A 22,335-nucleotide genomic window follows, 5' to 3' on the forward strand; every position below is an offset into this window, starting at 1 on the left:
TTCAATCGCGAAACTAAACCGGCTAAATTGCCCGGATCAATCCGTGTTTTACGTAGTTAGCCTTCGCATAATAAGAAGGATCGGCGGGCCTAGCCTATGCGCTACGACTTTACCGACTTGAGCCTTTTTCGGCACATTGTCGAGGCCGGCAGCATCACGCACGGCGCCGAACGCATGAATCTGGCGCTGGCGGCGGCCTCGACGCGCATCCGCAAGCTCGAAGAAGCTTTCGGCGCCGAACTTCTCACCCGCGGCCGGCAGGGCGTGGCGCCGACCCAGGCGGGGCGGACCCTGCTGCAGCATGCCCGTACCATCCTCGAGCAGTCCGAGCGGCTGCAGGAAGACCTTGGCGTCTATGCCGGCGGCCATGCCGGTCAGATCAGGGTGCTGTCGAACACCAATTCGCTCACCGAGTTCCTGCCCGAGGCGCTCGGCAGCTTTCTCGCCGCCCATCCCAATATCAGCGTCGACATCGAGGAGCGGCTTTCGGACGAGATCGTCGGGCTGATCGCCGAAGGTGTCGGCGACATCGGCATTGTCGCCGGCACCGTGGACGCCGGGGGGCTGACGACCTTCCCGTTCCGCAGCGACCGCTTCGTCCTGGTGGTGGCGCGCGGCCACGATCTGGCCAAGCGCAGCAAGATCAGTTTCGCCGAAACACTGGACTACAATTTCGTCGGCATCGATCGTGCCAGCGCCATCCAGCGCTTCCTCGCCAACAAGGCAAGCCAGTCCGGCCGCACTTTGCGGCTGCGCGTGCAGCTGCGTTCCTTCGATGCGGTGTGCCGCATGGTGGAAAATCACGTCGGCGTCGGTGTGGTGCCTCTCACCACGGCGCGCTGGGCGGCCAAGACCATGGCGATTCAGGTGGTCGAACTCACCGATCCATGGGCGCTGCGCAACCTCTCGATCTGCCTGCGCGATTACAAGGCACTGCCGCCTTACGCGCGGCAACTCGTCGATCATCTAAGAGAAGCGCGGCGGGAGAGTACGTGAGGCCGGCCGACTATCGCGGCATCAGCACCCAGTAATCCAAATCCAAGATCACCGCAGGATCGTACTCGTTGCCGATCTTGTAGGGGAAGTCGTCGCACGGCTTGTCCTTGGTGGCGACGGTGCGCAAGCGCAATGCGCCGACGTCGCTGCGGCCCGGTACATCGGCTGCGTCCAGCACCTCGCTCCAGGCAAACACCGTGAGGCCCGCCGTCAGTGGCGCGACATGGCGGCCACCATTGATTGCGGCGATATGAAAGGCATTACCGAGGCCGTTGAACGACAGCGCGCGTGCCAGCGAGATGGCGTGGCCGCCATAGATCAGGCGACCGCCGAACCGGCCTTTGCTCTCGGTGAAATGATCGAAGTGGACGCGCGCGGTGTTTTGATAGAGCCGCGTCGCAATCATGTGCTCGGCGTCTTCCACGGTCATGCCGACGACGTGATCGATCTTGTCGCCCTTGGCGTAATTGCCAAAACGATGCGGACTGCCGGCAAGTTCGGTGTCGTAGGTCTTGGCGTCCAGCGACGGGCAGGCGGCGCCGAGCTGTGCCGGATCGACAACCTTCGGCAGTTCTGGAACGTGTTCGCCCGGCGCAGGCGCCTTCTCGTCGCGTTTGCGCACCATGACCCAGCGCGCATAGTCCAGCACCGTGGCGCCGGTCTGATCGAAGCCGCGCGAGCGCACATAGACGATGCCGGTCTTGCCGTTGGAATTCTCCTTCAACCCGATCACTTCCGAGGCGGCGTTGAGCGTATCGCCGGGATAGACGGCCTTGAGAAAGCGGAAATCGGCATAGCCGAGATTGGCCACGGCGTTCAGCGAAATGTCCGGCACTGTCTTGCCGAAGACCATATGGAAGACGAGCAGGTCGTCGATCGGCGAACGCGGATAGCCGATGCGCTGCGCGAAGGTGTCGGCCGACTGCACCGCAAAGCGCGAGCCGAACAGGCCATTGTACAGCGCGACGTCACCGAGCGTCACTGTACGGGGTGTCGCGTGCTGGATTTTCTGGCCGAGCTTGAAGTCTTCGAAGAAGTTGCCGGAATTTGTCTTGCCGCTCACAAGTGACTCCTCTGGTCCCGTCGCGTCGGGACAGTACCAACAATCTTCCGGCGCGCCCATTGTTGCAAAGACCAAGGGCTATGGCCACCGGCAGGCGTCACGTCGGCTCATCAGGCGCGCGAGTGATCAGTCGCGCGCCGCGTTGAAAAGTGAGGTAGCTCCACAGCCAGCTGAAAGCGACGATGAAGCGGTTGCGGGTGCCGATCAGAAAATAGACGTGGGCGATGCCCCAGAACCACCAGCCGAAGTAGCCGCGCAGCCGAAAACGGCCGAGCTGCACCACCGCCGCGCGGCGGCCGATGGTGGCAAGATCGCCGAGATGCCGATAGCGAAACGGTTTGCCGGTATCGCGGCCGGCGATACGCGCGGCGATCACTGCGCCGACATATTGTCCCATCTGCTTGGCGGCCGGCGCGATGCCAGGCACCGGCCGGCCCGTGTTGTTGTTGGTCACAGCGGCGGCGTCGCCGATAACGAAGATGTCGGGATGGCCGGGTACCGACAGGTCGGCATTGACCCGGGTGCGGCCGGCGCGGTCGGCCTCGGCGCCAAGCCATTTGGCGGCGGGTGAGGCCATAACACCGGCAGCCCAGATGACGGTCGCGGCTTGCAAGCGCTGCGGACCGAGCTCGACGCCGCCGGCATCGCACGTCGTCACCATGGTATCGGTCATCACCGTCACGCCGGCTTTTGACAGCGTGACGCGCACATAGTCCGATTGCTCCGGCGGAAAGGCCGGCAGGAGGCGCGAGCCGGCCTCCACTAGCACAATGCGGGCATTGCGCGGGTCGATGCGGCGGAAGTCCATCGCCAGCGTTTGGCGGGCGATTTCGGCGATAGCGCCCGCCATCTCGACGCCGGTGGCGCCGCCGCCGACGATCACGAAAGTGAGCAGGCGGCGCTGCACCTCAGGGTCCTGCGCGATCTCGGCCTTCTCGAAGGCTATGAGAATCTGGCGGCGGATGCGGGTGGCATCGTCAATGCGCTTGAGACCAGGGGCGAACGGCGCCCAGTCGTCATGGCCGAAGTAGGAGTGCATCGCGCCGGTCGCCAGCACGAGATAATCAAACGGCATCTCGCCGAAATTGGTGATCAGCACCTTGCGCGCGGGATCGACCCCGAGCACCTCCTCCATCAGGACGGTGGCGTTTTTCTGCGCCCGCAGGATATGCCGGATCGGCCAGGCGATCTCGGCCGGCGACAAAGCCGCGGTCGCAACCTGATAGAGCAGCGGCTGGAAGCAGTGGTGGTTCTGCCGGTCGACGACCGTGACGTCCGCGGCTGCGTGGCGCAACGCCCGGACGGTTTCCAGCCCGCCGAAGCCGGCACCGACAACGATGACCCGGGGGATTTTCACGCTCATCACGATCTCCGTTCTGCGCCCGCGGAGAGGCTGAACCGCTCCCTCGCGGTTGCCAAGGGGCGGGGGAGGCATTAGCAATCCGCCAGTTTTGGCAGCGCGGGCGGGCCCGCTTGGCTGCAAGGAAACGCGCGAAACGCAAAAAGCGGCGTCCAAAGAAAGGCGAACAATGGCGACCCACAATCTGCTCCTGCTGCCGGGCGACGGCATCGGTCCCGAAGTTATGGCCGAGGTGAAGCGGCTGATCGAGTTCTTCAACAAAAAGGGCCCGAATCGCTTCGTCTACGAGGAAGGCCTGGTGGGCGGCGCCTCATATGACGCCGACAAGACTTCGATCAGCGACGTCACCATGGAAAAGGCCAAAGCCGCGGACGCCATCATCTTCGGCTCCGTGGGCGGTCCGAAATGGGCCGACGTGCCCTACGAGGCGCGGCCCGAAGCCGGCCTGCTCCGCCTGCGCAAGGACCTCGACCTCTACGCCAATTTGCGCCCTGCCGTGACCTATCCGGCGCTGGCCGATGCCTCCTCGCTCAAGCGCGAGCTGGTCGAAGGCCTCGACATCATGATCCTGCGCGAACTCACCGGCGGCGTGTACTTCGGCGAGCCGAAGACCATCACCGATCTCGGCAACGGCCAGAAGCGCGCGGTCGATACGCAGGTTTACGACACCTACGAGATCGAGCGCATTTCGCGCGTCGCCTTCGAACTGGCGCGCAAGCGCAACAACAAGGTGACGTCGATGGAAAAGCACAACGTCATGAAGAGCGGCGTGCTCTGGAAGGAAGTTGTGCAGCAGACGCACGACCGCGAATTCAAGGACGTGAAGCTCGAGCACCAGCTTGCCGATTCCGGCGGCATGCAGCTCGTCAAGAACCCCAAGCAGTTCGACGTCATCGTCTGCGACAATCTGTTCGGCGATATGCTGTCGGATATCGCGGCCATGCTCACCGGCTCGCTCGGCATGCTGGCCTCGGCGTCGCTCGGCGAAGTGGATCCCAAGACCAAGCGTCGCAAGGCGATGTACGAGCCGGTGCACGGTTCGGCGCCGGATATCGCCGGCAAGGGACTCGCCAACCCGATCGCGATGATCGCGTCCTTCGGTATGGCCCTGCGCTACTCGTTCGACATGGGCGCGGAAGCTGACCTGATCGACAAGGCGATCGCGGCCACGCTCGACAAGGGCATCCGCACCGCGGATATCGCCACCGCGGGCGAGAAGACGGTGAGCACCACTGAAATGGGCTCGGCCATTCTCGCCGAGATGGAAGCCCTGTCGGCTTAAGCCCGTTTGTCATTCCGGACGCCGCGTAAGCGGCGATCCGGAATCCAGAGCAGCAACGGACATCTATGTGTCTGGATTCCGGGTTCGCGCCTGCGGCGCGCCCCGGAATGACGACGAAGAGTTGTCCCGCAGTTCGCGGTGGGGGCTCGGCATGCCGAATTGCAGCTTGACGAATCGTGGGACCGTGACGCCATATATGGGCGTCACGGTCTTTTCGTTTCTACATATTGTAGGAACGGGAAGCTAAGAGGGAATCCGGTGCGCCGTCCGCGGCCAAGCCGGAGCTGCCCCCGCAACTGTAAGCGGCGAGTTGTCATCTTGAAGACCACGGTGCGATCCGGCGTTCACGCCGCCGCACCGTAGCAACGCCACTGATGCCAGTCGGTATCGGGAAGGCTGATGACAACAGCGACCCGCAAGCCAGGAGACCTGCCGTGACCGCTGAAAACGTCCACGGGCGGGGTGCCCCGGCGGGTCGCTTGTGCTCGTCCGCTTGAGGGGACGAGGCTCTCAGGCATCCCTCGGTCTCCTGCCCCAACATCACGGGGTTGCTGATGGCCTTCGCCTTTGACTTCGACCAAAACGGTCAGCTTGTTCCGCCCACGATCAATGCTCCCAGGCCGGTGCCGGTTCGCAGCGCCGAACGCGCGCCTGAACTTGCGCTGGTGCAAAAGCCGCATCCTGCGCCATTGCCGCAGCCACTCGCCCCGGCGCCGAAGCCGTCCGATCTTGAGCTCGACCGCTCGCGCGACGATCTGCTGACGACCTTCGGCAAACTCACGCTCAATGATCGCTATCTGCTCGCCGGCGAGAGCTATCAGGACATGTTCGCGCGGGTGTCCTGCGCCTTTGCCGACGACATCGCGCATGCGCAGCGGCTCTACGATGCGATGTCGCGGCTCTGGTTCATGCCGGCGACGCCGGTGCTGTCGAACGGCGGCACGACGCGCGGCCTGCCGATCTCGTGCTTCCTCAATGCCGTGCCGGATTCGCTCGACGGCATCGTTACCACCTGGAACGAGAATGTCTGGCTCGCCTCCAATGGCGGGGGCATCGGCACCTATTGGGGCAAGGTCCGCTCGATCGGCGAGAAGGTCAAAGGCGGCGTCACATCCGGCATCATCCCGTTCATCCATGTCATGGACGGCCTGACGCTGGCGATCAGCCAGGGTTCGCTGCGCCGCGGCTCGGCCGCGGTCTATCTCGACATCCATCATCCCGAGATCGAGGAATTCCTCGAAATTCGCAAGGCTTCGGGCGACTTCAACCGCAAGGGCCTGAACCTGCATCACGGCATCAATGTCACCGACGCCTTCATGCAGGCGGTGAAGGACAATGCCCTGTTCGCGCTGCGCAGCCCGAAATCGGGCGAGACGGTGCGCGAGGTTAATGCCCGCCAGCTCTGGCAGCGCATTCTGGAAACGCGGCTGCAGACCGGCGAGCCGTATCTGCTGTTCATCGATGCGGTGAACCGCGCCTTGCCTAAGCATCAGCGCGAACTGGGGCTGAAAGTCTCGACGTCCAACCTGTGCAGCGAAATCACGCTGCCGACCGGCGTCGATCATCGCGATGAGGAACGCACCGCGGTGTGCTGCCTGTCGTCGCTCAATGTCGAGACCTGGGATCAGTGGTGCGATGAGCCGTATTTCATCGACGACGTGTTGCGCTTCCTCGACAACGTGCTGACGCATTTCATCAATGTCGCGCCGGACGGCATGAAACGGGCGCGCTACGCGGCGCTGCGCGAACGGTCGGTTGGACTCGGCATCATGGGCTTCCACTCCTTCCTGCAATCGAAAGGCGTGCCGTTTGAAAGCGCGATGGCAAAGTCGTGGAATTTCAAGATGTTTCGTAAAATTCGCCGCGACGCTGATGCCGCGTCGGTGGCGCTGGCGAAAGAGCGGGGGCCTTGCCCCGACGCTATGGAGCGCGGCGTGATGGCGCGCTTCTCGCACAAGCTGGCCATTGCGCCGACTGCCTCGATCAGCATCATTTGCGGCGGCACGAGCGCCTGCGTTGAGCCGATCCCGGCCAACATCTACACGCACAAGACCTTGTCGGGCGCGATCTCGGTGCGCAATCCGCACCTGGCCAAGCTGCTGCGCGCCAAGGACGCCGACACGCCGGAGGTGTGGCAGTCGATCATCGAGCACGAAGGCTCGGTGGCGCATCTCGACATGCTGAGCGAGCAGGACAAGCTGGTGTTCCGCACCGCTTTCGAAATCGACCAGCGCTGGGTCATCGAGCTCGCCGCCGATCGCACCCCGTTCATCTGCCAGAGCCAGTCGATCAACGTCTATTTGCCGGCCGACATCGATAAATGGGATCTGCACATGCTGCACTGGACGGCGTGGAAGAAGGGGCTGAAGAGCCTCTATTACTGCCGCTCCAAGTCAATCTCGCGCGCGGCCTTCGTCGGCCAGCAGGGCGAGAAGGCATCGCCGGCTGAAGCGCTCACTACTCCCGTCCGCGCCGATTACGAGGAGTGCCTCGCATGTCAGTAAGCGGCGAAGGATTGGGCAAATTCAACCCCCGCACTCTGATCGGCACCGGCAAAATAGGGCTTCTGGAAACGACCGGCACCTACGATGTCGATCGTTATGCCTGGGCCTATGAATGCTGGAAGCGCCAGCAGCAGACGCACTGGATGGGCGAGGAGGTGCCGCTCGGCGGCGACCTCAAGGATTGGGCGTCGGATCGCGTAACGCCAAACGAGCGGGCGCTGCTGACGCAGATCTTCCGCTTCTTCACCCAGTCGGACATCGAGGTCGGCGACAATTATCTCAAGCGCTACATACCGATCTTCCAGCCGCTCGCAGTGCAGATGATGATGGCCGCCTTCACCAATATGGAGACGGTCCACATCGACGCCTATGCGTTGCTGTTGAAAACGCTCGGCATGCCGAAGACCGAATTCGAGGCGTTCCGCGATTATGCTGAGATGCGGGCCAAGGCCGATTACATGCACGAGTTCGGCGTCGAAACCGTGGCCGACGTGTCGCGCACGCTCGCCATGTTCGGCGCCTTCACCGAGGGCATGGCGCTGTTCGCCAGCTTCGCCATGCTGCTCAACTTCCCGCGCCACAACAAGATGAGTGGCATGGGACAGATCGTCACTTGGTCGGTGCGCGACGAGAGTCTGCATTGCGAAGGCATTATCAGGCTGTTCCATGAATGGAATCACGAGACCGGCGCGCTGACCAAATCGGTGGGCGATGACATTGTCGATGTCGCCAAGACCATGGTCGGGCTTGAGGAGCGTTTCGTCGATCTGGCTTTCGGGCTGGGTGGCATCGAAGGCATGACGCCGCAGGACATTCACGCCTACGTGCGTTACGTCGCCGACTGGCGGCTCACTCAGCTCAGGCTGCCGACGACGTTCGGTTATTTTGAGCAGACCGAGGGCGGCTACAACCAGCTCAAGCCACATCCTTTGCCGTGGCTCGTCGAAATCCTCAACGGTGTCGAGCACGCCAACTTCTTCGAGCAACGCGCCACGGAATATTCGAAGGGGGCGAGCCGCGGCAGCTGGGATGGCGATGAAGGCGTTTGGTCGCAATTCGACAGCGCCGGACAAGGACGGTCCTGACAACAAAAAACGCGGCCCGGTGGGCCGCGTTTTTCAATGCCGAAATGGGAGCTGGATCAGAACTTCAGCCAGGGGCCGTTGCGGCCTGAATCCCACGGACCCGGCAGCGGGAGCTGGCTCGTGCCGGCCGAGGTATTGTCGAGGATGCCGGTGGCCCGATGGTTCGGGTTCTGCGCGTAATCGAGGTCGTGGCGGCTGCCCGGCAGCACTTCGGTGCCCGGATCGAGATAAGAGCGCTTCTCGATGATGATGCGGGTGCGGGTCTTGCCGTCCTCGCCGCGCGTCACGACGACCGTATTATTGCGGTTCGAATAGGTCCGCTTCTGCGTGGTCTGCGCGTCGGCTGGCGCTGAGAGAAGCGCCAAAGCGCCAATTGCGGCGGCGCAGCTCACGGCAACGAACTTCAGGTGCATTTTCGACGTTCCTCAACCGATTCCTAGGTGGCACACTGTAGCCGTGTTCGGTTCGGCTTGATAGGGGGCCAAACGGCGGCGCGCGGCTTTGGCGCCGGCCGTTGCCAAAATGCGGCGGTTGCCAAGTCCGCTGTCCGTCTCGATAGTTTGCCCGATACCGTGTAACCGGCGAGCCCATCGGAAGCCCCATGGCCTTCGATATCCGTTCCGCACTGCCTGAACTGCTACCCCGGCTGGTCGCTTTCGCGCGCACCATTGTCGGCGATTCCGACGTGGCCCGCGATCTGGTCCAAGAGGCGGTGGTGCGCGCGCTGGCGGCCGGCCGGGCGCCGTCCGATAGGCTGGCCTTCCGCGCCTGGATGTTTGCCATCGTGCGCAACGCCGCAATCGACGAACTGCGCCGCCGGCGAGCCTCAAAAATCGAGTATGAGCCCGGCGTCGATCTCTGGCGCTACGACAATGCCAGTATTGCGAAGATTACCGTCGAGCGGGGGCTGCTGACGCTCAATCCAGAGCATCGGGAAATTATCGCCTTGATTGATATTGCCGGTTTCAGCTACGCCGAAGCGGCCGGAATACTGGAGATTCCAACCGGGACAGTGATGAGCCGTATCGCGCGCGCCCGCTCTGCATTGCTGGCCGCCATCGAGGCGAGTTCGCTGAGGCCGCTGAAGTCGAAACATGGCCACTAACGGATCCACACCTGACGCGACCGAGCGTCTGAATGCCTTGATCGACGGCGAATTGCCGGCCGACGAGCAGGCTGCCTTGGCCGATTGCATTGCCGCCGCGCCCGACCTCGCTCAGGCCTATGCGACGCTGGCGCGGCTGAAGGCCTGCGTTATTCAATCCGCTACCGAAGCCGACGTGTCCGGCATCGATGTGCCGCGCAAACCGTCGCGGCTGCTACCGATCGGCGCCGCAGCCGCGGCCGCAACGGCGTTGTCGATCGCGATCTTCCTGGCGATGCCGGCACGCGAGAAAACGGCGGCGCCGGCAGCCGATATCGCGTCGCTCGTCACCCTTGCCTCGTTGCCGGCGATGCCGGTCATTCCTGATCTCGCCAATGCCGGGTTGAGCCTGGTTGGTGGCGAAATCGAGCGAATCGGCGCAACGCCGGTGATGGTCGCGGCCTATCGTGGCCCGCGGGGCTGCCGGCTTGAATTGCGCGTCCATCCGGCGGCGATTGTCCTGCCGCCGACCGCCGGCACGATCCGCGCCGCCTGGACCGCGGGCGAGCTGGCCTACGAACTGGTAGCCTTCGGCATGCCGGATAGCCGCTTCGCGGCCGTCGTTGTTGCGGCGCAAGCGGCTACGCGCGCGGGACAGGTTCCGCGTGACGCCAGTACGCGTTTGCGCGAAGCGAGCCTGAAAGCCCCGCCCTGCCTCGGCTGACCGCTTCGCCCGCCATCGCGCGAGACCGGCACAAAGATGTTGGCCGGCATGGAATAAATTTCCAGCCTCATTCGTTTCTTCTTCAACGTGTCGTGGCGAGGGCCATGGCGCGACAAAAGCCGCCGCGAGCGGTGAGGGAGAGAAACAAATGTCGGAGAAAATCGAGCGTTCAATTGAGGAACTCTACCGCGACGATCCGGAGCGTGCCGATGCGCTGGCCTTCGGGCGCAAGAGCGGGCCAAACCGCCGCGGCTTTCTGGGAGGCGCGGGGCTGGCCGCCATGAGTGCCGCGGTCGGCGGAGCCATCCCCTTTGCCGCCAACATGCCGGGCGGCCTGATCCCGGCGGCCATGGCCCAGGGGGCCGCCCCGCCGGCGCCGCCGAAAGGTCCGATCTATCTCAATTTTCCAGGCAAGAACGACAAACTTGTCGTGATCGGCGAGCGGCCTCTGGTCGCCGAGACGCCGGAGCATCTGCTCGACGACGACACCACGCCCTACGAAAAGTTCTTCATTCGCAACAACGGCCAAATTCCGGACGAAGCCAAGGAGCCGGACAAGTGGAAGTTCACCGTCGAAGGCGAGGTGAACAACAAGCTCGAACTCACGCTCGGTGAGCTCAAGTCGAAGTACAAGGCTCAGACTCGCCGCATGGTGCTGGAATGCGGCGGCAATGGTCGCTCGTTCTACTCGCCGAAAGCAAGCGGCAACCAGTGGACCAATGGCGGCGCCGGTTGCGCCGAGTGGACCGGCGTGCGTCTCGGCGATGTGCTGAAGGCGGCGGGCGTGAAGCCGTCGGGCATCTACACGGCGCACTACTCAGCGGATCTGCATCTGTCAGGTGATGCCACGAAGCCAACCTTGTCGCGCGGCGTGCGCCTCGCCAAGGCGATGGATCCGGACTCGATGATCGTGTGGGCTATGAACGGCAAGCCACTGCCGAACATCCACGGCGGTCCGGTTCGTTTGCTGATTCCCGGCTGGCCTGGATCGGCATCGCAGAAGTGGCTGACCAAGATCGTCATCCGTGACAAGGAGCATGACGGTCCCGGCATGACCGGCACGTCCTATCGCCTCACCATCAATCCGATGGTGCCGGGCGACAAGGCCGATCCGAAGAACTTCAAGATTCTCGAATCGATGCCGGTGCGATCCATCATCACCAGTCCCGCCAACGGCACCAAGCTGCCGGCTGGCACGCGCGAGGTGAAGCTGCGCGGCGCCTCATGGGCCGGCGACTTCACCGTAAAGCGTGTCGATGTCTCGACCGACTACGGCGTGACCTGGCAACCTACCAAGCTGGAGAAGGGCAAGAACCGTTTCGACTGGCAGCGCTGGACCACGGCGGTGAAACTGCCGCGCGACGGCTATTATGAAATCTGGGCGCGCGCGATGGATAGCCGCGGCCTCATGCAGCCGCATGTGGCGCCGAACTGGAATCCGAGCGGCTATGGCGGCAATCCGATGCATCGAGTGGCGGTGCTGATCGCCTGAACGGTCTGGCGAACGCACCCACATGCGCCGGGACGGCAAGGCCGACCGGCGCGTGCTTTCCTGAGATGACCGAAAGGCCGACATCAATATGCGTGCGATCGTTTCTCTTTTATCCGCCGGCGCCCTGCTGGTGGCCCTTGCTGTCTCCGTCGTGGCGCAGCCCAAAACGTTTACGCCACGCGATGAAAGTCCGGAGGAGTTCGTCGCGGCGCCTGGGCGCGACGAGACCTTCTACGCCTGCACGGCCTGTCATAACTTCAAACTGGTTGCGCAACAGGGCATGAACCGGCGGCAGTGGGAGGACATCCTCGTCGTCATGCGCGACAGGCACGGCATGCCGGAACTCGACGCGAAGGATCGCGAGATCGTGCTGAGCTATCTCGAAGCCGCTTATCCGCAGCGCGAGCAGGAGCGCGGCGGCTGGCAGAACCCCTTTCTCAACCGCTGATCGAAGTCTAGCGATCGGTGCGGTGCACCGGCGGCGGGCCCATTTCCAGCGCCTTCCAGAGCGCCCGGTATTTGGGCGTCGGCGTCATGAGCGGGTCGCGCTGGCCACAATAGCTCCGGTTGAGCTCGGCATGCGCGAACAGCGCGCCGATCTTTGGTTCGCTGCCGGCGTAGAGCAGAGTCAGCCGGTCCAAAGCGCAGGACAGGGTGCTGTCCTGGACGAAACTGTCGCCCTGGCAGAAGCGGCCCGAGATCTGGAGCATCGGATCGTCATAGCTGCGCACGAAGCCGAGGCAGAAACGCTTGGCGCCTTGCGATGTCTCAAAGCGGGCCATGGCCAACGGGCCGAATTTCGTCGCCAGTGGCTCGGTTGCCGGCTTGATGTTGACCGGGCCGAGCGCCGCCGCGTCGCTGACGATGGCCTCGATTGGCGGTGCGAAGCGGGCGATCTCGCTGCCGGCGCGATAGATGGCGACCTCGAAGTAGGGCGTGAGGCCGTCCGGGTCCCCCAAGCCGAGAATGTCCTTGCGGCCGTCGCCGGCGGCGTGGCGGCGAATGGCATAGCGCTCGGGCTGACCGGCAGCCTCCGGAATGGACAGGGTGAAGGCCGGGAAGGGTTTGTCGATCTCGATCCAGTCCGATCGATCAACGGGAGCGATGGCAGTCTTCACCGGCGTCGATTGATAGAATTCGGCAGCAACGATGGACAACAGCACCAGACCACCCACATAAGCCATGAGCCTGACGGCATGGCCGGGCAGTTCGTCGCGCCAGGAATGCAGGGCCGGGTGCATGGTCGAGCCTCGCCTCGCGGGCCTCGGAAATAGCGCTTTCGCCTCTGTAACCGTTGTCAGAAACGCTATTCTCGCCTAGAAGCGCTGCCATCCGGTTGTTTCAATTCAAGCCAGACCGGGGAATTTTTTCGGAGAGTAAACAATGGGTTACAAGGTCGCCGTGGTCGGCGCCACCGGCAATGTGGGGCGCGAAATGCTCAACATTCTGGATGAGCGCAAATTTCCCGCCGACGAAGTCGTCGCGCTCGCCTCGCGCAAGAGCGTGGGGCAGGAATGTTCCTATGGCGACAAGACCCTGAAAGTGAAAGCGCTCGATCACTACGATTTCTCCGACGTCGATATTTGTTTGATGTCGGCTGGCGGCACCGTATCGAAGGAATGGTCGCCGAAGATCGCCGCACAGGGCGCGGTGGTGATCGACAATTCGTCGGCCTGGCGCATGGATCCGGACGTGCCGCTGATCGTTCCGGAAGTGAACGCGCATGCGCTCGAGGGCTTTGCGAAGAAGAACATCATCGCCAACCCGAACTGCTCGACGGCGCAACTCGTCGTCGCGCTGAAGCCGCTGCACGACAAGGCGAAGATCAAGCGCGTGGTCGTCGCGACCTATCAGTCGGTGTCCGGCGCCGGCAAGGAGGCGATGGATGAATTGTTCTCGCAAACCAAGTCAGTGTTCACGCTCGACGAAGTGACGACCAAGAAATTCCCGAAGCGCATCGCCTTCAACGTCATTCCGCAGATCGATGTCTTCATGGAAGACGGCTACACCAAGGAAGAGTGGAAGATGATGATGGAGACCAAGAAGATTCTTGATCCCAAAATCAAGCTGACCGCTACCTGCGTGCGCGTGCCGGTGTTCGTCGGCCACTCGGAAGCCGTGAACATCGAGTTCGAGAATCCGATCTCGGATGAGGAAGCACGCGAGATCCTGCGCAGCGCGCCGGGTTGTCTTGTCATCGACAAGCGCGAGCCGGGCGGCTACGCGACGCCGTATGAAGCGGCGGGCGAAGACGCGACCTATATCAGCCGCATCCGCACCGACCCCACGGTCGAGCACGGCATCGAGATGTGGGTGGTGTCCGATAATCTGCGCAAGGGCGCGGCGCTCAACACGATCCAGATCGCCGAGAGCCTGATCAACCGCAAGCTGTTGCAGGCGAAGAAAAAGGCGGCGTAATCTTCTCGCCCTTTACGAAAGGCAAATGGCCGGCATTGCGCCGGCCATTTTCTTTTGCGGGTTCCCGGATCAGAACGCCGGGTTCTTGAACGGCGCGTCGCTGGGATTGATCCGCACGAACTTCTTCTGCGCCGGGTCGTAGATGGACAGGTCGCCGGTGGCGACGCCGAAATAGGCGGCGTGGAGCTGCAGCTTGCCGCGCTCGACCAGGATGTTGATGCAGGGGAACGTCATCAGGTTGTTCAGGGTCGACACTGCAGTCTGCTGCTCCAGCGCCGTGAGATACTCGGTGAAACTGCGGTCGCCGCGCGGGCCGACGGCCTTGGCGGCCGGGGCAATCAGCTCGATCCATCGGCCGATGAAATCGCCGGGCGACAGTGGCGCCGCTTCCTCGGCATAGGCGCGGATTCCGCCGCACTGGGCGTGGGCGAGCACCACGATGTGCTTGACGCGCAGCGCCTGCACGGCGAATTCGAGTGCCGCCGAAACGGCGCGCTGCGCCCCGTCCGGCGTATAGGGCGGCACCAGGTTGGCGATGTTACGGGCGACGAACAGTTCGCCCGGCCCGGCGTCGAAGATGGCCTCCGGCGCAACCCGCGAATCGCAGCAGCCGATGACCATGATTTCCGGGCTTTGACCGCTCTCGGCGAGCTGGCGGAAGCGGTCCTGCTCGGATTTTAGCCGGCCGCCGGCAAAGGCGCTGTAACCCTCGATCAGGCGCTGCGGGAAGCTCATGGGTATCACTCCTGAAACCGGCGTTGCCTCCCATATCGAGGCGGGCGAGGCAAGCGGCGCTAATTATCCGGCGGTTGTGGCTTCAACCGGCATTGGCCGGTGCTTTTTTGCGAGTTCCGTCAGACCTTTGTAACCAGTTTCAGGCAAGCTTCGCCATTCATCGCGTGTTCAGGTCGAATGGACGACTGATAGGCTTCCATCAGGCTCATTTTTTATGCTGTCACCGACCAGGCCGGATCACGCCGAGCCGACTATTGCGCGTCCCCGCTCGCACGGATTTTCCGGCGGGCAGATCGCCGTGCTGTTCGCGGCCTTCACGCTGCTGATCTCGATTCCGATCTGGACCCATCCGCTGCCGCCGCTGTCGGATTACGTCAATCATCTGGCGCGCATGCAGGTGCTGGCGACCCTCGACAAGAATCCGCGGCTGGCCGAGTTCTACATGATCAACTGGCAGGTCATTCCGAACCTGACCATGGATTTCATTGTGCCGTGGCTGGCGCGCGCGGGTCTGAACATCTACGTCGCCGGTCAGATCTACATGGTGGCGATGTTCGCGCTGATCATGTCGGGCGCGCTTGCGCTGAACCGCACACTGATCGGTCGCTGGTCAACGACGCCACTGTTCGCCTTCCCGATCCTGTACAACTACGTCTTTCTCGTCGGACTGATGAACTATTTGTTCGGCATCGGCATCGCGCTGTGGGCGATGGCCGGCTGGGTGGCGCTACGCGATCGCGTCTGGCCGTGGCGCTATCTGTTGTCGGCGGCGAGCGTGCCGCTGCTGTTCTTCTGTCATCTGTCGGCGCTCGGCGTTTATGGCGTCGGAATTCTGTCTTACGAAGCGCTCAGGTTGTGGGAACGGCGTGGCGAGCCGTGGCCGGCGCGCATCGCCGAATTTGTCTGCGGCGGTTTGCCGTTCCTCGCCGCGGCGCCACTGCTTTGGGCGAGCCCGACTTTGGGCCTGGCCGGCAATCTCTACTGGGAGCAGCGCGGCAAGATCGACGGCCTGATGTATGTCATCGCCGATTATTCGGACATTACGGCCTTCCTGATCGTCAGCGTGCTCGGCGCCTCCATCGTCTGGGCGGTGCGCCACCGCGTGCTGCGCTTCCATCCGCTGGTCTATGTGCTGCTGCTGGTGGGCGGCATCATTTACCTCGCGCTGCCGCGTGTGATGTTCGACACCTACATGACCGATCAGCGCGTGCCGGTCGGCATCGCCTTCATGATCTTCGCCTGTGGCGATCTCGAATTGCGCCGGCGCCTGGTGCGCCGCGGCTTCATGGTTGTGCTGATCGTGTTGATGGCCGCGCGCCTGATCGAGATCGATTATAACTGGACGCAGCTGTCCGATACGACGAGCCAGCTCCGCGCGTCGGTGAAGCGCATCGCGCCGGGCTCCAAGGTGTTTGTTGCTTACTCCGATCGGTCGATGGGCGACGATGTCCGCGATCTCGGCCTCGTTCATGCCGCCTGCATGGCCACGATCGAACGTTCGGCCTTGGTGACGACTTTATTCACGGTGCCGGGCAAGCAGATCGTTCACGTCAAGCCGGCCTACGAGGACTTTGCCGATATTCATGACGGCACGCCGCCTTCGGTGGCGCAACTCATCGTCGCTGCCGAACAGCCGCAACCGGGCACGCCCGCATTCTGGCTGAACTGGACCAAGTTCGATTACCTCTATGTGCTCTTCACGGAGGACGACGCGCCCAATCCCTATCCGTCGCACCTCAAGCTCGTCGCCGACGGCGATCGCTTCCAGCTTTACAAGATCATCAAGCCGGGCGAGACGACGGATCGCCAACCGCAATATCCTGGCCGCTATACGGTGGGACAGCGGTAGATATCTCACCCCAAAGCGAAGAGGGCGCGCGCCGAGTTTGACGCGCGTCTTTTGCGCTCACGCCCAGATCGCCATCGGCAATCCGAACGTGTCCTGCGGTGGGTCTTGCGGATAAGACCGCGCCTCGCCGCGAAACAGGCGCTGCGCGGTGACGAGGCAGGCGAGTGCGTCGATCAGGTCGTCATCGCCGGCGCCCTTCGGCGCTTTCATCGTGGCGATGCCGGCGTCGATACCGGCCCCAACCAGTAGATTGCGGCGCAGATCGAGGCCCGGCGGATAGACGCGGCTCTTAACTTTTTTGGGCTGATCGAGTGCCCTCCCGCCGTTCATCATCACGAATGCAAGTTCGGGATGCGTCTCGAAGATGCGGCCCGCGTGCTCCTTGTGCCCGCGCAGGAAGGTATCGACCTCGGCGACCTTGTCGAGAATGTAGAAGCCTTGCTTGGCGAAGCCCTTGCGGTCGTCGGACGTTTCGCGGGCGATGGCGCAGGCGGCAAAGAAGCGCTCACGCGCGTCGGCCGGTTCCGGGGCCACGCTGGCCTCGACGGCAGGGCGCGACGGAATGCGGAATACGCTCGACCTGCGATCGCCGAGTAGCGCCCGCGCCTCGCGTTCGGCGAGACGCCCGCCGGCCGGGCTTCGTTCCGGCAGGCCGATCGGCATATCCACAGCGATGATCGCCGGCCGCTGGTCGCCCAAGGCAATATCGGCAAAACGCTTCACCACGCGCGGCGGCAGGATCGCGCCATCCGGCCGGGCGAAAACCGCCAACCATGCGCCCGGGCAGCCATCGACGCCGGCAAGCCAGATATCGTCGCTTGTCTTCGTGGTCACTGTCATGCCGCCTGCAGCCTAGCCGCTGCTTCGCATTGATCAAACTCAGACTGACGCTTGCGGAAATTCGGCTAAGATTGCTCCCGACAGTCAATGCCAATCGGGGAGCAACCATGACCATCCGTCCGCGCCGCAGCGTGCTCTATATGCCAGGCTCCAATGCTCGCGCGCTGGAAAAGGCGAAAACCCTGCCGGCCGACGGCGTGATCCTCGACCTCGAGGACTCGGTGGCACCCGACGCCAAGGAAGGCGCGCGCAAGCAGGTTGTCGAGACGGTGAAGGCCGGCGGCTTTGGCGCCCGCGAAGTCATCATCCGCGTCAACGCCGTCGACACGCCGTGGCACGCCGACGATCTCACTGCAGCGGCGCAGGCGGGGGCGGACGCCATTCTCATTCCCAAGGTGCAATCGGCCGAGACGCTGGAGATGATCGGCCGCCGGCTGCTCGATATGCATACGCCGGTTAAAACGCGCGTCTGGGCCATGATCGAATCGCCGCTTGCCATTTTCAACATCCTCTCGATCGCCGCTGAAGCGAGAGACTCCGAAGCGCGACTGTCTTGTTTCGTGCTCGGCACCAATGATCTGGCCAAGGACACGCGCGCGCGCCTGGTGCCGGGCCGGGCGCCCATGCTGCCGTGGCTCACCACGGTCATCGCCGCCGCGCGCATCCACGGCATTGAGGTGCTGGATGGCGTTTATAATGATCTGGGCAATGCCGAAGGTTTCGCCGCGGAATGCCAGCAGGGCGTCGAACTCGGCATGGACGGCAAGACGCTCATTCACCCGAACCAGATCGAGCCATGCAACACGGCGTTCTCGCCGACTGCGGCCGAAGTCGAGTGGGCGCGCAAGATGATTGCGGCTTTCGACCTGCCCGAAAACAAGTCCAAGGGCGTTGTGTCGATTGACGGCCGCATGGTGGAGCGGCTGCACGCTGAAATGGCACGGCGCACGGTGGCGATCGCCGAAGCCATTGCCGCGCGGGGGTAAGCATTCGGCCTCTGAAATAAGGAAGGCGCGGGATCGCTCCCGCGCCTTTTGAACTCAACAGCGCCGAAAAGGCCGAATTTAGTAGCTCGGCGTCTGACCGGTCGGCAGTTCGCTATTGGCGTTGCCGGCCTCTCGGTTCGCATAACCATTACCATTGGCGTAGCTGCCGCTGGCGTAGGCATAAGCGCTGGCCGCCGGCTGCTCCGGCACCAGAGCCGGCGTCGCCGGCTTCACCACGATCTGGTCTTCCAGCGGCGCTTCAACCGGCTGGGTCAGGCGGCGAGCGACGCCTTCGAAATTGGCGTTCTGGTCGATCGCCAGTGAGCGGTTATAAATCTCGCCATCGACCATGGCAGTCGATTGCAGCTTCACGACATTGCCGTGAATGGTGCCCTTGAAGGTGCCGTCGATGACGACGTCCTGAGCGCGGACATTGCCTTCAATATTGGCGCCCTTGCCGACCACCAGATGTGCGGCATGGATATCGCCGACGACGCGGCCGAACACTTGCACGCCACCGGTGGACACGATGTTGCCGGTGATCAGCAGCCCGGCGCCCAGCGTGGATACGATTTCACGCTCAGCCGTGCGCACGGGAGCGGCTGGCTTGACGTCGGGCGCGACGGCCTCTGCCGCCTTCACAGGGCGGTCGCCTTTGGTCGGGGAAAAATAACTCAACTCACTCTCCTGTCGTCTTGTCAGGTGGCAGCGTCGATGGGGATGGTGTTCTTTGCGAAACGAATAGGTCCGGCGCACCGGCATTTGCCTCGGTGGTGCGGCAGGACAATATTAACCAGATAGGCCGGGCCGTACAGGACAAGATGAATCTATCGCTAACGGCGGCGCCGTGACTGTCATACCGGCGTTAACTAGCGGCCTAAAATAGCGACCGCGGTGGCTGTCTCGCCGCAATGATCATGGCTAATATAGGCGTAGCGTAACCCGCGCCGGCGCATGCTGTTGACTGCGCGCGCCAGACAATGATCCGGCGAAGAAACATGATCGGCGACAAAGCCATGCAGGTCGCGATCGACCGTTACATCAAATTGGTTCGCCCGCAGGCGCAGGCCGAGCTGACGAAGGTCATTCGCGAGGCGATGGATCGTGGCGACTTGCGCGGCGGCACTATCGACACTGCGGTTCAACTGACCTGCGAGAAGATCGGCCTCAACGTCACGCTGTACGGCAAGGTCGAGCTTTAGCGCGATTCGGCTCTTCGGGCCGCCTCGAAATGACGGGTTGGTAGTCTGCAACGAAAAAGCCGCGCCCTTCGGCGCGGCTTTTGTTTGTAACCAGTCAGTGGCGATTTACGCCCACGGACGCGCCGTGGCTGCCTTTTGCTCGAAGCTCGAAATCTTGTCGGCCTTCTGCTTGGTCAGGCCGATGTCATCGAGACCATTGAGCAGGCAGTGCTTGCGGAAGGCATCGACGTCGAACTTGATGACGCCGCCATCCGGTCCACGGATTTCCTGCTTCTCCAGATCGACGGAGAGCGTCGCATTGGCGCCGCGGTCGGCGTCGTCGAACAGCTTTTCGAGATCTTCCGGCGAGACACGGATCGGCAGAATGCCGTTCTTGAAGCAGTTGTTATAAAAAATGTCGCCGAACGAGGTCGAGATCACGCAACGGATGCCGAAATCCATCAGTGCCCAGGGCGCGTGCTCGCGCGACGAGCCGCAGCCAAAATTGTCGCCGGCGACCAGAATCTTGGCGTTGCGATAGGCTGGCTTGTTGAGCACGAAGTCGGGGTTCTCGGCGCCGTCGTCGAGATAGCGCTGCTCCGAGAACAGGCCTTTGCCCAGGCCGGTGCGCTTGATCGTCTTCAGGTACTGCTTCGGAATGATCATGTCGGTATCGACATTGATGATCCGCAGCGGCGCGGCAACGCCTTCGAGGTGATTGAATTTTTCCATTGAATCGGCTCCCGGCCCCCATTTCAGGGCTGTTTGACCAGTTTTAAGGCCTTCAACGGGCCGGTCAACCGCAACTGGCGCGCCGGCGGCATGCGGCTGGCGAGGGCCTGCCGCCGACGCTAGAAATCATTAACCATCGCGGTTCCATACCACCGTTGGCGACGGAAACCGCCGATTCGGGGCTCAAGATCAGGTGGGGCAGGCATGAAATCGCGCGCACAGGGCTGTGCGGTTGCGTTTCTTGTGGTGGCGTTCGGGGTTAGCGGGGCAGATGCCCAATCCGTTTCCAGAAAGAATTCGGCCAGCCGGACCATCGGGGACACGGCTTCGCTGGAGGTCTACGCCGGTTATATGTCCGGCGAGTCCCGTGAACTGGTCATCGATGCCGGCACTGGCTTCGTCAACAGCGAACTGTTCTGGAAAATCAACAAGGCGTCGGTGATCGGCGGTGCCTTCACCTACAGTCCGCGGCCCTGGATGACGTTCAAGGTCAGCGGCTGGGTGCCGGCCAGCGCCGTCAACACTATGGACGATTACGATTATCTGGCGGCACCGAGCAACGCTTGGACCGACTTGTCGCATCACGACGACACCAGCCTCGATCATGCCTGGATGATCGACGCGCGCGTCGGTGTGCGGGTGCTGTCGCTGCCGCCGATGGCGCTTGCCGATCGGGGTGGCATCGAGGCCATTGCCGGATTCAGGCGCTTCAACATCGCCTGGACGGCAAAGGGCGGCAGCTTCATCTATTCGAGCGGTGGTGGCTTCCGCAACGACACGGGCAATTTCGCGCCCGGGCAGACGGTCATCAAATACGAGCAGTGGATGTACACGCCGTTTCTCGGCATCGGCGGCTCAGTCGGTTTCGGCCGCTGGTCGCTCGACGGCTCGTTCATCGGCAGCCTGTGGGGCGAGGGCCGCGACCGCGACGATCATGTTCTGCGCAGCACCCTGTTCACCGATGAGTTCTCCAAGGTGAAGATGATCGGCATCGACACCGCGCTGAACTATGCTGTGAACGATCGCATTTCGGTGTTCGGCCGCTACGAGTATCAGAAATACTACGAGGCGCGCGGCGCGAGCACGGCCAATGACTATGGTGCCGGCACAGTGACGGTGTCGCCCGGCGATGCCGCGGGCATGTCGCACTACTCGATGGTGGTGTCGTTCGGCATCAAGGGCCGGCTGTAGCCGCCGCGCTACTCGACGCTGGCCTCGATCGCTTCCATGTCCTCGTCCGACAGGCCGAAATGGTGGCCGATCTCGTGGACCAGGACATGGGTGACGATGGCGCCCAGAGTCTCCTCGTGCTCGGCCCAATAGTCGAGAATCGGCCTCCGGTACAACCAAACCATATTAGGCATCTGACCGGACACCTGACCCGCGGTCATGAATGGCAGGCCGATGCCCTGGAACAGGCCGAGCAGGTCGAATTCGCTCTCGGCGCCCATGTGCTCGAGCACTTCCTCGGTCGGGAAATCGTCGACCTGGATCACCAGCCCCTCGCACAGCGCCCGGAAGGTCTCCGGCAGGCGTGCATAGGCTGCCTGGGCCAGCGTTTCGATATCGTCGAGTGACGGGGCTCCCGCGCCGTACCAGCCTTCCGGATCGTCGATTTCGCGTGCCATCAACCCTATCTAGGCGACGCGGCGGGGGGAACCAAGTGTCTCATTCCAAGCCATTGACCGGGTTGCGGAATAGCCTGCCGTTAACTATTATGGCGGCTTCGGGAAAGGACACATCATGGCTCTGAAGTCGATCGGAACCGCCATCTTGGCCGCTGCGCTCATCGGCGCCGCCGCGACGCCGGCCGCGGCCGAGTTCTTCGGCTGCAAGGAGCCGCGCAGCAAGGTCAGCTATTCCTCGTCCGCCGACCGGCACGCCTTCGAGGCCTACAATCGCTCGCATCATTCGAGCCGGGTGACTTACGACAGCGCCCCGCGCCGCGAACGCAGCGCCGGGCTGTTCGCACCCTATAGCGCCCGCAATCAGCGCTGGTAATTA

The 22,335-nt window shown here is 63.0% G+C and carries 23 protein-coding genes and 1 riboswitch; of the genes, 14 read left to right on the plus strand and 9 right to left on the minus strand.

The window, feature by feature from the left end:
• The first annotated feature begins 96 nt into the window (after positions 1–96).
• Entirely contained in the window at positions 97–996 is a 900-nt protein-coding gene (locus tag DXH78_RS06085) for a LysR substrate-binding domain-containing protein (RefSeq protein WP_115516214.1), read from the plus strand.
• Positions 997–1,006: 10 nt separating this feature from the next.
• Here DXH78_RS06085 and DXH78_RS06090 read toward each other — a convergent pair whose 3' ends face one another.
• Positions 1,007–2,059, minus strand: a complete 1,053-nt coding sequence (locus DXH78_RS06090; protein WP_245416748.1) for a MaoC family dehydratase — start codon at positions 2,057–2,059, stop codon at positions 1,007–1,009.
• 97 nt (positions 2,060–2,156) lie between these two features.
• A complete protein-coding gene (locus DXH78_RS06095) occupies positions 2,157–3,422 on the minus strand; it encodes an NAD(P)/FAD-dependent oxidoreductase (protein WP_115516216.1) in 1,266 nt (421 codons plus the stop codon).
• A 166-nt stretch (positions 3,423–3,588) separates the two neighbouring features.
• Between DXH78_RS06095 and leuB the strand changes: the two genes are divergently transcribed.
• From leuB to DXH78_RS06110, 3 genes are all read left to right on the plus strand, one after another.
• On the plus strand, positions 3,589–4,701 hold the full coding sequence (gene leuB, locus DXH78_RS06100; protein WP_115516217.1) for a 3-isopropylmalate dehydrogenase: 1,113 nt from the start codon (positions 3,589–3,591) through the stop codon (positions 4,699–4,701).
• 189 nt (positions 4,702–4,890) lie between these two features.
• A riboswitch (cobalamin riboswitch) is annotated at positions 4,891–5,152 on the plus strand.
• Between the two features lie 172 nt (positions 5,153–5,324).
• Complete coding sequence (locus tag DXH78_RS06105; protein WP_245416749.1) at positions 5,325–7,205, plus strand: ribonucleoside-diphosphate reductase subunit alpha; 1,881 nt, start codon at positions 5,325–5,327, stop codon at positions 7,203–7,205.
• A complete protein-coding gene (locus DXH78_RS06110) occupies positions 7,196–8,290 on the plus strand; it encodes a ribonucleotide-diphosphate reductase subunit beta (RefSeq protein WP_168192717.1) in 1,095 nt (364 codons plus the stop codon). Before DXH78_RS06105 ends, DXH78_RS06110 begins: the two co-directional genes overlap by 10 nt.
• A gap of 56 nt (positions 8,291–8,346) precedes the next feature.
• Here the strand turns inward: DXH78_RS06110 and DXH78_RS06115 are convergent, their stop codons facing one another.
• A complete protein-coding gene (locus DXH78_RS06115) occupies positions 8,347–8,703 on the minus strand; it encodes a hypothetical protein (protein ID WP_115516219.1) in 357 nt (118 codons plus the stop codon).
• A 188-nt stretch (positions 8,704–8,891) separates the two neighbouring features.
• On the opposite strand from DXH78_RS06115, the gene DXH78_RS06120 reads away from it, so the two are divergent.
• From DXH78_RS06120 to DXH78_RS06135, 4 genes are all read left to right on the plus strand, one after another.
• Positions 8,892–9,395: an RNA polymerase sigma factor gene (locus tag DXH78_RS06120; protein ID WP_115516220.1), complete on the plus strand. Its 504-nt coding sequence runs from the start codon at positions 8,892–8,894 to the stop codon at positions 9,393–9,395.
• Positions 9,385–10,098 (plus strand): hypothetical protein, encoded by a 714-nt coding sequence (locus DXH78_RS06125; protein ID WP_115516221.1) that lies wholly within the window; start codon positions 9,385–9,387, stop codon positions 10,096–10,098. Before DXH78_RS06120 ends, DXH78_RS06125 begins: the two co-directional genes overlap by 11 nt.
• Positions 10,099–10,246: 148 nt before the next feature.
• Entirely contained in the window at positions 10,247–11,590 is a 1,344-nt protein-coding gene (locus DXH78_RS06130; RefSeq protein WP_115516222.1) for a sulfite oxidase, read from the plus strand.
• Positions 11,591–11,678: 88 nt separating this feature from the next.
• Positions 11,679–12,038, plus strand: coding sequence for a hypothetical protein (locus DXH78_RS06135; protein WP_115516223.1), 360 nt, complete (start codon positions 11,679–11,681; stop codon positions 12,036–12,038).
• A gap of 7 nt (positions 12,039–12,045) precedes the next feature.
• Here the strand turns inward: DXH78_RS06135 and DXH78_RS06140 are convergent, their stop codons facing one another.
• Complete coding sequence (locus DXH78_RS06140; protein WP_115516224.1) at positions 12,046–12,831, minus strand: hypothetical protein; 786 nt, start codon at positions 12,829–12,831, stop codon at positions 12,046–12,048.
• A 142-nt stretch (positions 12,832–12,973) separates the two neighbouring features.
• Here DXH78_RS06140 and DXH78_RS06145 point away from each other — a divergent pair, with 142 nt between their 5' ends.
• The gene (locus DXH78_RS06145) at positions 12,974–14,008 is read left to right on the plus strand and encodes an aspartate-semialdehyde dehydrogenase (protein ID WP_115516225.1); all 1,035 of its coding nucleotides are present in this window, start codon (positions 12,974–12,976) and stop codon (positions 14,006–14,008) included.
• A 69-nt stretch (positions 14,009–14,077) separates the two neighbouring features.
• On the opposite strand, the gene DXH78_RS06150 is transcribed toward DXH78_RS06145, so the two are convergent.
• Complete coding sequence (locus DXH78_RS06150; protein ID WP_210209513.1) at positions 14,078–14,743, minus strand: carbonic anhydrase; 666 nt, start codon at positions 14,741–14,743, stop codon at positions 14,078–14,080.
• Positions 14,744–14,957: 214 nt separating this feature from the next.
• On the opposite strand from DXH78_RS06150, the gene DXH78_RS06155 reads away from it, so the two are divergent.
• Positions 14,958–16,592, plus strand: a complete 1,635-nt coding sequence (locus tag DXH78_RS06155) for a hypothetical protein (RefSeq protein WP_115516226.1) — start codon at positions 14,958–14,960, stop codon at positions 16,590–16,592.
• 57 nt (positions 16,593–16,649) lie between these two features.
• Here DXH78_RS06155 and DXH78_RS06160 read toward each other — a convergent pair whose 3' ends face one another.
• Positions 16,650–17,426 carry a DUF429 domain-containing protein gene (locus tag DXH78_RS06160; RefSeq protein WP_245416750.1) on the minus strand — a complete coding sequence of 259 codons (777 nt, stop codon included), beginning with the start codon at positions 17,424–17,426 and terminating at the stop codon, positions 16,650–16,652.
• Positions 17,427–17,539: 113 nt separating this feature from the next.
• On the opposite strand from DXH78_RS06160, the gene DXH78_RS06165 reads away from it, so the two are divergent.
• Entirely contained in the window at positions 17,540–18,418 is an 879-nt protein-coding gene (locus DXH78_RS06165) for an HpcH/HpaI aldolase/citrate lyase family protein (RefSeq protein WP_115516228.1), read from the plus strand.
• Positions 18,419–18,496: 78 nt separating this feature from the next.
• Here DXH78_RS06165 and DXH78_RS06170 read toward each other — a convergent pair whose 3' ends face one another.
• Entirely contained in the window at positions 18,497–19,096 is a 600-nt protein-coding gene (locus tag DXH78_RS06170; RefSeq protein WP_168192718.1) for a bactofilin family protein, read from the minus strand.
• Between the two features lie 320 nt (positions 19,097–19,416).
• Here DXH78_RS06170 and DXH78_RS06175 point away from each other — a divergent pair, with 320 nt between their 5' ends.
• On the plus strand, positions 19,417–19,620 hold the full coding sequence (locus tag DXH78_RS06175) for a DUF6494 family protein (protein ID WP_115516230.1): 204 nt from the start codon (positions 19,417–19,419) through the stop codon (positions 19,618–19,620).
• A gap of 105 nt (positions 19,621–19,725) precedes the next feature.
• Here the strand turns inward: DXH78_RS06175 and leuD are convergent, their stop codons facing one another.
• A complete protein-coding gene (gene leuD, locus DXH78_RS06180; RefSeq protein WP_115516231.1) occupies positions 19,726–20,331 on the minus strand; it encodes a 3-isopropylmalate dehydratase small subunit in 606 nt (201 codons plus the stop codon).
• Positions 20,332–20,535: 204 nt separating this feature from the next.
• Between leuD and DXH78_RS06185 the strand changes: the two genes are divergently transcribed.
• Positions 20,536–21,522 carry an omptin family outer membrane protease gene (locus DXH78_RS06185; RefSeq protein ID WP_115516232.1) on the plus strand — a complete coding sequence of 329 codons (987 nt, stop codon included), beginning with the start codon at positions 20,536–20,538 and terminating at the stop codon, positions 21,520–21,522.
• 8 nt (positions 21,523–21,530) lie between these two features.
• Here the strand turns inward: DXH78_RS06185 and DXH78_RS06190 are convergent, their stop codons facing one another.
• The gene (locus DXH78_RS06190) at positions 21,531–21,959 is read right to left on the minus strand and encodes a metallopeptidase family protein (RefSeq protein WP_115516233.1); all 429 of its coding nucleotides are present in this window, start codon (positions 21,957–21,959) and stop codon (positions 21,531–21,533) included.
• A 115-nt stretch (positions 21,960–22,074) separates the two neighbouring features.
• On the opposite strand from DXH78_RS06190, the gene DXH78_RS06195 reads away from it, so the two are divergent.
• Complete coding sequence (locus DXH78_RS06195) at positions 22,075–22,332, plus strand: hypothetical protein (RefSeq protein WP_115516234.1); 258 nt, start codon at positions 22,075–22,077, stop codon at positions 22,330–22,332.
• The last annotated feature ends 3 nt before the right edge of the window (positions 22,333–22,335 follow it).

Source organism: Undibacter mobilis (assembly GCF_003367195.1).
In the GTDB taxonomy this organism is placed as follows: Bacteria; Pseudomonadota; Alphaproteobacteria; order Rhizobiales; family Xanthobacteraceae; genus Pseudolabrys; species Pseudolabrys mobilis.